This window comes from Empedobacter sp. R750, from assembly GCF_030324345.1.
Classification (GTDB): domain Bacteria; phylum Bacteroidota; class Bacteroidia; order Flavobacteriales; family Weeksellaceae; genus Empedobacter; species Empedobacter falsenii_C.
In genome coordinates, this window is record NZ_JACAGF010000002.1 from 215,479 (window position 1) to 228,505 (window position 13,027).

16 protein-coding genes are annotated in these 13,027 nt (G+C 30.5%); 12 read left to right on the plus strand and 4 right to left on the minus strand.

The annotated features are described in order from the left end of the window. Positions 1 to 34: 34 nt before the first annotated feature. A complete protein-coding gene (locus tag HXZ74_RS03465; protein ID WP_286473865.1) occupies positions 35 to 862 on the minus strand; it encodes a universal stress protein in 828 nt (275 codons plus the stop codon). A gap of 165 nt (positions 863 to 1,027) precedes the next feature. Here HXZ74_RS03465 and HXZ74_RS03470 point away from each other — a divergent pair, with 165 nt between their 5' ends. Both HXZ74_RS03470 and thiL read left to right on the plus strand, forming a co-directional pair. Beyond that, positions 1,028 to 1,534 (plus strand): acyl-CoA thioesterase, encoded by a 507-nt coding sequence (locus HXZ74_RS03470; protein ID WP_038334897.1) that lies wholly within the window; start codon positions 1,028 to 1,030, stop codon positions 1,532 to 1,534. Between the two features lie 4 nt (positions 1,535 to 1,538). Continuing rightward, complete coding sequence (thiL, locus tag HXZ74_RS03475; RefSeq protein WP_286473867.1) at positions 1,539 to 2,597, plus strand: thiamine-phosphate kinase; 1,059 nt, start codon at positions 1,539 to 1,541, stop codon at positions 2,595 to 2,597. A gap of 407 nt (positions 2,598 to 3,004) precedes the next feature. Here thiL and rpmA read toward each other — a convergent pair whose 3' ends face one another. Together rpmA and rplU are read right to left on the minus strand one after the other, a co-directional pair. Continuing rightward, positions 3,005 to 3,262, minus strand: a complete 258-nt coding sequence (gene rpmA / locus HXZ74_RS03480; RefSeq protein WP_038334883.1) for a 50S ribosomal protein L27 — start codon at positions 3,260 to 3,262, stop codon at positions 3,005 to 3,007. 43 nt (positions 3,263 to 3,305) lie between these two features. Further along, positions 3,306 to 3,611 (minus strand): 50S ribosomal protein L21, encoded by a 306-nt coding sequence (gene rplU, locus HXZ74_RS03485; protein ID WP_019975660.1) that lies wholly within the window; start codon positions 3,609 to 3,611, stop codon positions 3,306 to 3,308. A 176-nt stretch (positions 3,612 to 3,787) separates the two neighbouring features. Here rplU and HXZ74_RS03490 point away from each other — a divergent pair, with 176 nt between their 5' ends. The 9 genes from HXZ74_RS03490 to HXZ74_RS03530 all read left to right on the plus strand — a co-directional run bounded on the left by HXZ74_RS03490 (position 3,788) and on the right by HXZ74_RS03530 (position 12,093). Continuing rightward, positions 3,788 to 4,027 carry a FeoA family protein gene (locus tag HXZ74_RS03490; protein ID WP_038334874.1) on the plus strand — a complete coding sequence of 80 codons (240 nt, stop codon included), beginning with the start codon at positions 3,788 to 3,790 and terminating at the stop codon, positions 4,025 to 4,027. Further along, entirely contained in the window at positions 4,027 to 6,126 is a 2,100-nt protein-coding gene (feoB, locus tag HXZ74_RS03495) for a ferrous iron transport protein B (RefSeq protein WP_286473869.1), read from the plus strand. The genes HXZ74_RS03490 and feoB overlap by 1 nt, the downstream gene beginning before the upstream one ends. Before the next feature lie 4 nt (positions 6,127 to 6,130). Further along, on the plus strand, positions 6,131 to 6,301 hold the full coding sequence (locus tag HXZ74_RS03500) for a FeoB-associated Cys-rich membrane protein (protein ID WP_180905671.1): 171 nt from the start codon (positions 6,131 to 6,133) through the stop codon (positions 6,299 to 6,301). Between the two features lie 126 nt (positions 6,302 to 6,427). Next, a complete protein-coding gene (locus HXZ74_RS03505; protein ID WP_280037686.1) occupies positions 6,428 to 7,042 on the plus strand; it encodes a helix-turn-helix domain-containing protein in 615 nt (204 codons plus the stop codon). 169 nt (positions 7,043 to 7,211) lie between these two features. Then, positions 7,212 to 8,180 carry a methylmalonyl Co-A mutase-associated GTPase MeaB gene (gene meaB, locus HXZ74_RS03510; protein WP_286473871.1) on the plus strand — a complete coding sequence of 323 codons (969 nt, stop codon included), beginning with the start codon at positions 7,212 to 7,214 and terminating at the stop codon, positions 8,178 to 8,180. Between the two features lie 268 nt (positions 8,181 to 8,448). Beyond that, positions 8,449 to 9,702, plus strand: coding sequence for a tyrosine-type recombinase/integrase (locus tag HXZ74_RS03515; RefSeq protein WP_114998332.1), 1,254 nt, complete (start codon positions 8,449 to 8,451; stop codon positions 9,700 to 9,702). Continuing rightward, positions 9,699 to 10,220 carry a hypothetical protein gene (locus tag HXZ74_RS17230; protein WP_114998333.1) on the plus strand — a complete coding sequence of 174 codons (522 nt, stop codon included), beginning with the start codon at positions 9,699 to 9,701 and terminating at the stop codon, positions 10,218 to 10,220. Before HXZ74_RS03515 ends, HXZ74_RS17230 begins: the two co-directional genes overlap by 4 nt. A 133-nt stretch (positions 10,221 to 10,353) precedes the next feature. Beyond that, a complete protein-coding gene (locus tag HXZ74_RS03525) occupies positions 10,354 to 10,605 on the plus strand; it encodes a helix-turn-helix domain-containing protein (RefSeq protein WP_286473874.1) in 252 nt (83 codons plus the stop codon). Positions 10,606 to 10,686: 81 nt separating this feature from the next. Then, entirely contained in the window at positions 10,687 to 12,093 is a 1,407-nt protein-coding gene (locus tag HXZ74_RS03530; RefSeq protein WP_114998337.1) for a hypothetical protein, read from the plus strand. 159 nt (positions 12,094 to 12,252) lie between these two features. Here the strand turns inward: HXZ74_RS03530 and HXZ74_RS03535 are convergent, their stop codons facing one another. After that, positions 12,253 to 12,609 carry a hypothetical protein gene (locus HXZ74_RS03535; protein WP_114998338.1) on the minus strand — a complete coding sequence of 119 codons (357 nt, stop codon included), beginning with the start codon at positions 12,607 to 12,609 and terminating at the stop codon, positions 12,253 to 12,255. Positions 12,610 to 12,762: 153 nt separating this feature from the next. Between HXZ74_RS03535 and HXZ74_RS03540 the strand changes: the two genes are divergently transcribed. Further along, entirely contained in the window at positions 12,763 to 12,993 is a 231-nt protein-coding gene (locus HXZ74_RS03540) for a helix-turn-helix domain-containing protein (protein WP_114998340.1), read from the plus strand. Positions 12,994 to 13,027 lie beyond the last annotated feature (34 nt).

Sequence of the window (13,027 nt, forward strand, 5' to 3'; positions counted from 1 at the left end):
CAGATTGAGCTTTGTATATTCAGTATAAATTATCTTATTCGTGGAAAACAAACAAAGGCACGTTGTGTTGCGTCAAAATTTTCTTTGTAAAACTTGGTGAAAATAATTTCTCGAAGAAGCCTTTGTTACGGCTGACTACTGTCAACAAATCAATTTTTTCTTCTTTGATAAATTCCAAAACTGCATCAACAGATTCATCCGCAGTATAGATAGAAAAATCTACAGGTTCATCTTTATAATATTCTTTCCAATGATTTAGCGTCGGAATATCATAATTTCCATCTTTCGAAACGTGTAAACAATGCACTTTTGCTTTGTAACGATAAGCTATTTCTGTTAAATAATCTAAGGCTTTGCGGTCTTTATCTTGGAAAATTGTCGTAAATCCAATGTTATTTATTCCTTTGAATTCATAACCATTTGGCACGCTCAATACCGGAATTTTAAGATGTTTGATTGCATTCATCGTATTCGAACCAAAAAGAACTTTGTCAAATCCTGTATTTCCAGTCGTTCCCATTACCACAAAATCTACTTTTTCTTCTTCGATAAATGTTGGCAACACATACGAAAGCATTCCTTCTTTTACGAAAAATTTCAAATCAACATTTGCAAAACCATTGTCCTCAGCCATTTTTCTCAAGAATGGAATATGATCTTTTAAATTCTCGAAATTATTCAATTCAATTGTATCATAAACATCTTGTAAAATACCCGCATCGATTCCTCCACTTACCATTGGATACTGAAAAGCGTGCAAAACATACAATTCTGCATTCTGATTTTCGGCTAAATTTAACGCATACAAAAACGCATTATTTGCTGTTTCTGAAAAGTCTGTTGGAAATAATATTTTTTTCATAATCTGTCTGTTTAATAGCTTTTTAAAGATACGAATTATAAAATTTCTAAATTTTAATTTGATGTTAAATCTTATTGTTTTTTATTATTTACGATGATTAAAAATATTATCATTTTCGTGTAAATAGTAATCCGTAACTTTGTACCTTAAATAATTTTTCAATTCATGAATAATAAATATTTTCAAAAAACCATTGTTCGATGGTCAGATTTGGATGCTAATCGCCATTTAGCGAATGCTTCGTATATGAATTTTACAAGTTTTGCACGTATTGCTTTTTTGAGAGATTATGGCATTTCGATGAAAAATTTGGCTGAATACGGAATTGGACCAGCTATTTTGCACGAACAATTTTCTTTTTTTAAGGAAGCAATGGAAGGTGAAGAAATTTATATTTCGGTAGAAATTGGTGGAATGTCGGAAGATGGAATGATTTATCAATTTATTCATAATCTATATAATCAAGATGGTGTACATCTTTGCCATTCTGAACTGACAGGCGTTTGGTTTTCGATGTCGAAAAGAAAAATGCAAGCACCACCAACAGAAATGTTAGAAAACATTAAAAAATCATTTGAAGGACAAACCGTGAAAACAATGTCGAAACAAGACATTATCAATTTACCTTTTCGTTCAGAAAATATAGATCCTTCAATCTTTACTCAAAAATAAAATCATGTTAGAAGATAAAAACGTTTCAAAAACAAGTTTAGCCGAAATTGGAGAATTTGGTTTAATTAATCAAATCAAAGAAGGTTTTCCGATCAAATTAGAAAGCTCTATCAAAGGAATTGGCGACGATGCGGCTGTTCTTGATTATAAAAAAGATAAAATTGTCGTTTCTACTGATATGTTGGTAGAAGGTGTAAATTTTAGCTGGTCGTATATGCCTTTGCGCCATTTGGGTTATAAAGCAGTTGTGACAGCGATTAGTGATATTTTGGCGATGAATGCTATTCCAAAACAATTGTTGGTTTCGATGGCAATTTCGAATCGTTTTACGATAGAAGCTGTGGACGAAATTTACAACGGAATGAAATACGCTTGCGACAAATACAATATTGATATTGTAGGCGGCGATACAACTTCTTCTGTTAGCGGACTTGTACTAAGTATGACGGCGATTGGTTCGGCTCCAGAAAAAGATTTGGCTTATAGAAATGGTGCGAAAGAAAATGATTTGGTTGTTCTTTCTGGTGATTTAGGTGCTTCTTTTCTTGGTTTGCAAGTTTTAGAACGCGAAGCGCAAGTATCAAAAGTAAATCCTAATAATCAACCAGATTTCGAAAACTATTCATATTTAATTGAACGCCAATTAAAACCTGAGGCACGTTTGGATATTATCAATCTCTTGAAAGAATTGAAAGTTAAACCAACTTCTATGATTGATATTTCGGACGGATTATCTTCGGAAATTATTCATCTTTCGAAAGAAAGTGGTGTTGGAATTAATATTTACGAAGAAAAAATTCCATTAGATTCTATTGTGATTCGCACAGCCGAAGAATTCAAAATTAATCCAATCACATGTGCATTAAGCGGTGGAGAAGATTATGAATTGCTGTTTACAATTGATCAAAAAGATTTTGAAAAAATCAAAGGAAATCCGCATTTAACGGTGATTGGTCATGTAACTGGTAAAAACGAAGAAAACTATTTGATTACACGCGGAAGCGAACAAATGGTTCCATTAACAGCACAAGGTTGGGGAGTTGAAACGGAAGACGAAGAGTAGTTTTAGACTGAATTTATTTCAGTTTCTCATCAAATATAAAATCAAAAAAGCATTCAAGAAATTGGATGCTTTTTTGGTTGAAATAAGTTGTATTTTAGTTTATTTTTTAAATTATGTCTAGAAAATTTTCAATAAAAAATACGTTATTCTCAACAGGAATTGTTTTGATATCATTATCATTCATAATGTTTATTTATGCAATGAGTATGTTTACAGCAAGAGGAAATTTCAGTAAGTTCTCTGTGAAAATTTCTGAAATATGTCTAGTTTTTTGGTTTCCAACTTTAATTATTGGTGTCATTATTTTTATACTTGTTGCTGTATTAAAAAACTATAAAAACAAAAAAAGCTCGAACCAATAAGTTCGAGCTTTTATATTGTTAGCATTTTCGCTGTCGAATTATCAATTAAGATAATGGTTCAACTGAAACGTAAGATCTATCGTTACGTTTTTTAGTGAAAACTACTTTTCCGTCAATTAAAGCGAATAATGTGTGATCTTTACCGATTCCTACATTATCACCAGGATGATGTTGAGTACCTCTTTGACGAACAATAATGTTACCAGCGATTGCTGCTTGTCCACCAAAAATTTTAACACCTAAACGTTTCGAATGTGATTCACGACCATTTTTCGAACTTCCGACCCCTTTCTTATGTGCCATTTCGTTTTGTTTTTAAGAGTTAATAATTAATCTCAGCTCAATCTTAACCGATTGAAGCTACTTCAATTTTAGTGAATTGTTGACGATGACCGTTAGACTTTTGGTAACCTTTTCTTCTTTTCTTTTTGAAAACGATTACTTTGTCTCCTTTCACGTGTTCAACGATTTTAGCTACTACGGTAACTCCGTCTATAACTGGGGCGCCGACAGTGATTGCTCCGTTATCTGTTAATAAAACACGGTCGAATTTTACTTCATCACCTGCTTCACCAGCTAAACGGTTTACAAACAATTGTTGGTCTTTTTCAACTTTGTATTGAAGCCCTGCTATCTCTACAATTGCGTACATAAATTAATGTTTATAAATGAAAATTGAGTGCAAAGATAATCAAAATTTTGAATTTAGATACTTGAATTCATTGAAATTTAATTAGAAAGATAAAAAAACTATGACATATCTTCTATTTGGATTAATTAAAAATAAATATCTTTGCATATAGTAAAATCATAGATAGATTGGTAGAAATGGTTGAAAATTATTCTTTAAAAGATTTAAAAATTGGTGAACAAGCAGTTGTAACTGGATTTAGTACAGAAGATATACCTGCTAAGTTTTACGAAATGGGCTTTATTCCGGGAACAAGTTTATTGGTAAAAAATAAGGCTCCGTTTGGTGGTCCTATTTGCATTAGTATCATCTCTAACAAGTCTGTTTTAGCTTTAAGAAGAAACGAAGCCGATAAAATTTTGATAACAAAAAAATAATGAATCATTATAAAATTGCCTTAATTGGTAACCCAAATGTTGGTAAAACTTCGTTATTTAATAAATTAACAAATCTTCGTCAAAAAGTTGGGAATTATCCAGGTGTGACGGTAGAAAAACGCGAAGGTAAAATAGAACGAAATGGAAATAAATTCCAAATTACAGATTTTCCCGGAACGTATACAATTTATCCAAGCTCTTTGGATGAAGAAATTGTTTTCAAAACTTTAGGAGACAAAACCAATAACCATTACCCAAATTTGGCGATTGTTGTTGGTGAACCATCTAATCTAAAACGATCGATTTTGTTGTACCAACAAGTTCGAGATTTAGACGTTCCTGCGATTTTTGTCATCAATATGAAAGATGAAATCAAAAGCAAGGGATTAAATATTGATTTGAAAAAGTTAGAAGATTTTCTTCAAACAAAAATATACTTAACAAACGCGCGTACAAGCGAAGGAATTGATGAATTGGTAGAAGCTTTTACAAAAGAAGCAACTCCATATAATTGTCATTACGAAATTCCGAAAGAGCATCTTTCTATTGTAGAAAAAATCAAGAATGAATTTAATCTTAAATCTGATTATTTAGCTTGGCAATATCTTTCTCAGAAAGAAGTTCCGTTCGAATCGAAAGAAAATCTAAGTAAATTAGATACAATTAAGAAAGAAAATTCTATTGTTTCGAAACGATTACAAGTTAAAGAAGCATTAGATCGAAATAAAATTTTAGAGGATAAATTAAACGATATTATTTCGTATAATTTTGAAGGAAATGAAACGTTAACCGATAAAATTGATAAAACATTGATTCATCCAGTTTTTGGATACATCATCTTTTTAGGAATTTTATTATTAATCTTTCAAGCTGTTTACGCATGGTCTGCACCATTAATGACAATGGTCGAAGATTTATTTGGTTGGATCGACGAAAAAGCAATTAGTTTAATTCCAGAAGGTCCTATCAACGAAATTATTGGAGGCGCAATAATCCCAGGTATAGAAGGAATTGCCGTTTTCGTTCCGCAAATTGCCATTTTGTTTTTATTTATTTCAATAATGGAAGAAACGGGCTACATGAGCCGCGTGGTTTATTTGATGGACAGATGGTTAAAACCATTCGGTTTAAGTGGAAAAAGTGTCGTTCCATTAATTTCTGGTGTTGCCTGTGCCGTTCCTGCAATAATGTCTGCTCGTAATATCGAAAATGATAAAGAACGTCTATTAACGATACTTGTAACACCTTTTATGACGTGTTCGGCTCGTTTACCAATTTACATCGTTTTGATTGCTTTGGTAATTCCCGACGAACATATTTTTGGGTTAAGTTACCAAGCTTTGGCGTTGTTTGTGATGTATATTTTAGGTGTTTTAGGCGCACTAGGAAGTGCTATTTTATTGAATTTAATCATTAAAGCAAAACATAAAAGTTACCTAATTTTAGAAATGCCAACATACAAACTTCCTGATTGGAAAAATGTTGGAATTAATGTTTGGGAAAAAACATTAGGATTTTTAGTTGATGCGGGTAAAATCATATTTGCAATTTCGATTATTCTTTGGGTTTTAGGAACTTTCGGACCTGGAGAACAATTCAAAAATGCAGAAGAAATTGTAACTGCTCATCATCCGAAAATGAATGAAGAAGATTTGGCAAATGAAATCGCCTCTTATAAATTAGAACATTCTTATTTGGGTAGATTAGGATCAGTTATAGAGCCAGTTGTAGAGCCTTTAGGATACGATTGGAAGATGGGAATTGGTTTAATTTCATCATTCGCTGCGCGTGAAGTTTTTGTTGGAACAATGTCAACGGTTTACAGTTTAGGAGAAGTTGATGTTGAAGACAATGGTCAAAAAGATCGTTTACTTCATCGTATGAAAAATGAGATTAATCAAAACACAGGAGAACCAGCATACAACCTTGCTACAGGAGTTTCGTTGTTGTTATTTTATGCATTCGCAATGCAATGTATGAGTACAATTGCAATCGTAAAACGCGAAACAAATTCTTGGAAATGGACATTGATTCAGACAGGGTTTATGACAGGTTTGGCATATGTAGTTGCATTTATTGCATATCATTTTTTAAAATAGTAGTATGGACAATATTTGGATACAATATATTTTTATCGCTTTCCTTTTCGGATTTGCAGTTTGGTATGTTGTAAAATTAATTAGAAGTTCATTTAGTTCAAAAGGAGGCGGATGCTCAAAAGGCTGTGGTTGTTCTCCAAGCAAAGATGAATTTCAAAAAAAGGCTAACTCTTAAAAGTTAGCCTTTTTTATTTCAAAATTTCGGAGTATTTTTACAATAGTATAATCAGTAAAAAAACAAGTATTTTAATGATTATCAATTGGTTTTATTTTATTAATTCGGAATATAAATTTTACAAAAATGGAAACTTGGTTAATCATTTTATTAATAGTTTTAGCTATAATTATCTTAGGATTAATTATTTACTTTGTTTCCAAAAAAACTAAACAATCAACTGAGATTTCTACTGAAAAAATTAATTCTGTAAAAGAAATTAAAGAAATTCCTTCTGAACCAATCAAAGAAGAGGTTACAAATAAAATAATTCCTCCAACTCCATCAACAGAGGTCATCATTGAAGAAAAACCAATGAATAACCTTAGCATTTCATCTAAAACCGAAAATGATTTACTTCGAAAATTAGAATTGTTCGAGAAAAATAAAGGATTTATAAAGAAAGATGTTAACCTTGCTTTATTATCCAAACAATTTGAGACGAATACAAAATATCTTTCCGAAATCATTAAAACGCATCGCCAAAAACAATTTAATTCCTATTTAAATGAGTTGAGAGTAAATTACATTGTGAATCGCCTTCAAAATGAGCCAAAATACATTAATACGAAAGTAAGTTATTTAGCAAGCGATTGCGGATTTGCTTCTCATAGTACGTTTACCACAACTTTTACTCAAATCATGAACGAATCTCCTTCTGCTTTTGTAAAAAGAATTAAAGCGGAACAAAAAAATTCGTAATTACGAATTAATAAAATTTATATAACTGAATTTTAAATAGATAATCATTTATATTCATTTTATTTTTTACACCAATTAATACAAGAGCTATATAAAATAATTTCATAAATCTCGATTGTATTTTTTTATTCTTAATTAAGACTTTATCTTTAATGTAAGATTGTGTCTTATGCGAAAAATTGACCCCGAAATACTTGCTCAAAAAATAAAAGAAGGTGATCGTTTTGCCTTATCAAGAGCTATTACACTTGCCGAAAGCAATCGTTTAGACGATTTAAAATTAGCGCAACATATCATTAGTTTATTACCTGTTTCCAAAACTTCAAAAAGAATTGCCATTACTGGAATTCCTGGTGTTGGGAAAAGTACTTTTATCGAATCTCTGGGGAAATATATTCTGAGTAAAGATGAAAAAGTAGCAATTTTAGCAATTGACCCGAGTAGTTCACTTTCCAAAGGAAGTATTTTAGGTGACAAAACGCGCATGGAGGACTTATCGCGAGAAGAGAATGCTTATATACGTCCAAGCGCTTCTAATGGCTCTTTAGGCGGTGTTACATCGCGCACATATGAAGCAATTTTATTATGCGAAGCAGCAGGATTTGAAAATATTTTGATTGAAACTGTTGGTGTTGGACAATCTGAGACCTTAGTAAATGAAATTTCAGATCTCTTCCTATTTCTTCAACTTCCGGGTTCTGGAGATGATTTACAAGGAATAAAACGCGGAATTATGGAAATGGCTGATTTGATTTTCGTTAATAAATCAGATTCGTTTCAAGAAAAATTAGTGAAAGATGCAAAATTGGACATTGTTCGTTCGTTGCAATTTTTACCAACCAAATCTTCTCAATGGAAAAGAAAATCAATTATCGGTTCTGGATTAATTGGAAAAGGAATTCCTGAACTTTGGGAATTGGTCAATGATTATTTCAATTTTATTAATGAAAATAATTATTACGCTTCAAATCGAGAAAAACAACAGCTAAATCAAGCGGAACGCTACACAATTGATTTGGTTAATCAACAATTTTTAAAATTACTTAAGGAGCAACCACTAGAATTGAGCAAAAATTTATCTGCATTCGAAATGGCAAAAGATTGGTTGAATAACCATACTGAAATTGATATAAAATAAAAAAAGACAATCAAATTGATTGTCTTTTTTGCTCCTCCTCTTGGGCTCGAACCAAGGACCCTCTGATTAACAGTCAGAGGTATAACAATATTAACATTTCCTTGTTTAGTATGTTTAATTCATAAAACATTTATAAATAGAGGGTTTTAACAAGTGTATATCCTTAATCATCTTTTTACTTCATTGAATTACTCTAAATATAATGCAAAAATAATGCAAATTTTAAAGTTTTATACACTATATTTGTTTTAACATTAATTTAGTATTTATGGATTTTAAGATTACTTTTTATTTAGACGAACGTAGAGCTACAAAAACAGGAAAATTCCCTCTAAAACTGAGGGTTTACAGTGTTATTGAAAAGAAAGCTATGTTTTTTTCCATCGGTAAAGAGTTTTCAAAAGATGAATTTGATAGCTTAACATCTTCTAAAACTCCAAAGAAATTACATGAAGAAAAGATGGCAATTGATATAATTAATGCAAAAGCAAATGAAGTTGCACAAAAGTTAAATCCTTTTAGATTCGAGGATTTTAAGCAGAATTTTTTCTCGAAATCCAAAGATTCTTGTAATGTAATAGATGTGTTTGATTCTAAAATTAAAGAGTTGTATAAAAATGACCAAATAAAAACTGCAAAATCTTATGAATCGAGCCTAAAATCATTCAGTTTGTTTGTTAATCCAAGAAATCCAGAAGCTGTAACAAATTTACATATCATAGCTATTACCGTTGATTGGCTGAAGAGTTACGAAAATTACATGTTGTCTAAAGAAAATTCATATTCAACAATAGGAATTTATGTGCGAAACTTACGTGCAATTGTCAATATAATACTCGAAAATAATGCACAGTTCAAAAAATATTATCCATTTGGAAATGGAAAACTATATCAAATACCAAGTACCAAAAAAACCAAAAAAGCTTTAAAGAACGAGAATATAAAAATTCTTTACAATTGCGCCCCTATAAATAAACACCAACAGCAAGCTAAAGATTTTTGGATATTATCATACTTGTGTAACGGAATGAATATGAGCGATATTTTACGTCTCAAGTTCAAGGATATTGATGCAGAGCAAATGAAATTATCTTTTTACAGAAACAAAACTGTAAATGCCAATAAACAAAATTTATCAAAAATAGAAATTACACTAAATCTTAAGGTTTTGGCTATTATTGAAAAATATCGTAATCAAGATTCAAAACGAGATAACTTTCTTTTTCCAATTTTGATGAATTCTGATAATGAAAAAGTTAAAATCCAAAAGATAGATGCTTTTATACGCAAAACAAATCAACATTTGAAATGCTTAGCTAAAGATTTAGGAATTACAACTGAAATATCTACTTATTGGGCAAGACATAGTTTTTCTACAATAGCTATGAACAGCGGAGCCTCTGTAGAGTTAATCAGTGAATCACTTGGACATACAGATATAAAAACGACAAAAGCTTATTTGGACGGATTTGATGAGGAAAACAAGAAGCAATTGAGCAGTATTATTTCTGATTTCTTATGATAAAATTACCATTTGATGAAAATAAATTTATCATTCCTCATGAAGTCGATTGTATAAACGAGCTGAAAGAATTTATTGTCAAAAATAATTTATACTTATGCGATTGTGGTTCTACGAATTATTATTGGAAAAATGACAAACAGGTTTTCGAATGTAAATCTTGTAAAAAAAGAAAAACTGCAAAGTCATTTTGTAAGATTATGCAGAATAGCAACCTTAAAATAAATTTATGGCTTTCAGTATTACATTTATATTGTCTGGACTTTAATCCAAGCAAAATCCAAAGAATTCTCAATCATAATAAGTACAGTACGATTTGGGAAAAAGTTTTTTTAGTTGAACAAGCTGAAAAGAAATATTTGAAAGTTAGACAAAATCGCCCAAATGATTCTAATACTAACATATTACCTATTACAAATCTTTCAATTTCCAAACAAGTAATTCTTGAGCAGGTTATATATTCAAAAAAATATATCAGTTGCGATTTGTATTGGCGTTGGTTTTTACAAATAATTTAGGTATTAAAAAGGATAAATTTAATTTACCAAAACAAACCAAAAACACACAATCAATAAGCTTTAAACAGAATCACATTAAACCAATTTTAATCCTTTTTGCTTGTAAGGTTATCCATTATAACTTGCGGTAAAAATGGAAAATTTTATAATTAATAACCACGCGTTCAACAGAATTGAAACTTGGTTAACGAACTTCAAAAAAGAGGTTCTAACGGAAATAGAAGGAATGAAAAATTTACAAAGTGATGATGAAACTTATTATTCAGCAGAACAAACAGCTGAGATTTTGTGCATTTCGAAGAAAACTTTGTATAATTTGAACAACGCTCATGAGATTACATTCTCGAAAGCTTCTGGTAAATGTTTTTATACAAAAAAAGTATAAAGGAGTACCTAGAAAGAAACACGTATAAATCGAAGTACGAGATTGAAGCCGAAACATTGTCTAATTTAATACGTTATCAAGATGCAAAAAGTGTATTCTAATTTCAACAAGAAGATTGGCTGGAAAATCTGTATTTCAGGACCGTTGTTTCAGTTTTTGGAAAATAATAAAGGTTTGTTCCCTTGCCATCTGAACTGGGACGATTTATTGTTATTGACAAGCAAAATCGAATACAAACATTCGAAAAAAGGTGTAAATTTTGTGGAAATTCCGTCAGATGAGCTAAAATATTATGTAAGAAATTATGCAAAATATTTTGATTTTCTAATTGATATTGGTGCGATTGAAAAGAAAAATTACTCTACCACACTCAAAAAATGCAATGCATACCGTTTTCAATATGAATTGTTTGAAACAGGATTTGACGATATTCACGAGATAGAAATAGCCTTGAAACCAAAATTTTATTCAGTTGGTGCCAAGAATTGTGAACATCTAACAAAGTGGTTTGATGGACGTTTAGAGATTGACTTTTATAATTATTTCTACAGTACATTTAGCATTGTAGAGCAACAAAACAGCCGTAAACAGTATGAAACAGCCGTTCTAAAAGCATTGAATTACAGAATGTCGTTAATTGATTTGGATAAAGGATACTTTCGTGCAAGCCGTGATATTTCATCCGATAACAGATTACATACGAACTTGACCAACTTTCCGAGCAAGCTAAGACAGTTTATTACGTACGATGGTTGGGATTTGGTATCGTACGATGTCAAAAATTCACAGCCGTATTTTCTGATTGTTTTCTTGGAGAGATTCGAGAACGAGAGGATTAGGAAGATATTTAGGAGAATTTATAGTAGTAATATAGGTATTATGTCGGACAAAATTAAGCAATTCCTTTGCTGTAAAGAGTTTCAAGAGGAGTATTTTCGATTGAAAGATTTGATTTTGAATGGGAAATTGTATGAATTTTTAGAAGAAATTTTAACGTTTAAACAAGATTTTCGAGGTCGTCACAAAGTCAAAGCGTATGAAAAAGAAACTGAAACAAACTGTTTTAATTTTTTCAATTCTAAACGTGATGCATGCAAAAAAGCATTTATGCAAATTTTGTATTCTAGAAATTCTAAAAAATCCAAGCAGTACAAACGATTTGAAGAGGAATTTCCTAAGTTTTGTGAGTTATTACATTTGCTAAAATCATCAACTAAACGAAAAGATTCATATAAAAAATTTCCTAAGCTGTTGCAACATATCGAATCAGATTGCATTTTGGACTTTATTACGAAAAATATTGCAAAAGAATATCCGAATATGCCGATGTTTACAATTCATGATTCTATAGCTACTATAGAGGCTTATAGCGATGTTTTGCACAAGAAAATGAAACAATACTTTGCTGAGTATTCTGGAGGCGTTATGCCTAGGTTAAAAGAAGAGTATTGGGGATTAAATTATACCAAAATAAAAGAGGCAGTTTAGTTTGCCTCTTTTTTGTGTTAAATACACGATTTTATAAGATAAATAATTATAAAAGTTGATATTGTCCACCCTATTAAAGTTGGTAAACAACTTGTTATTATTAAAGCTATTGATTGATTATTTTTTTTCATTATATATTTTATGAATAAAATTCATACTTTAATTTTTTAAATCTTTTTTTACTGAATCATATAAATAATTAATAATAGATTCAGTCACATTATTTGAGCTGTAATCATATCTTTTACTGTTGATAGATTGTACTCGGTTACTTAAATTCCCTAAAACATATTGTTTTTTCTCGTAGCTTATATCCAATTGATTTATTTGTTTTTGTATATCATTTACAGCGTTTTGAAGTCGTTTAGTGTTATTGTTGAATCTTTGCTGTAAGGTGTTAACAGCATTACCTAAATGACTAATATCTGGCTGAACAGGGTCACTATACTGATATTGAGCATTAAGATTACTTAATCCGAATAATCCAAACGCCATTAAATAATAAAACTTTTTCATAATTTTTAGTTTTTTGATTTTGCTAATTTATTGATTCAAAACATCATGTTTTTACGTGAAATCGTAATTTTATGATATTTCATTTGCAAACATAATTAAAAATACCCCAAATAAGTGTCCTGTTGTAAAAAATAATCTAATGAATTTTAAAATGTGGATTCAGCAGATAAAAAATATCTTCAACTTATTGGTAATAATATTCGTGTGATTCGAGAAAGTCGAGGATTTTCACAATTTCAACTTGCAACTGAATGTGAATTATCAAAAAATCAAATTGGACGAATAGAACGTGCTGAGATTTCAACAACAATCTTAACTTTGAAAAAAATTGCAGACGTTTTAGGAGTAAAAGTTGAAGATTTAATTGCGGAGGCTACTGTCTAGCATTGCTTTTGTTGTCTATAATCTTTTCAGTTCG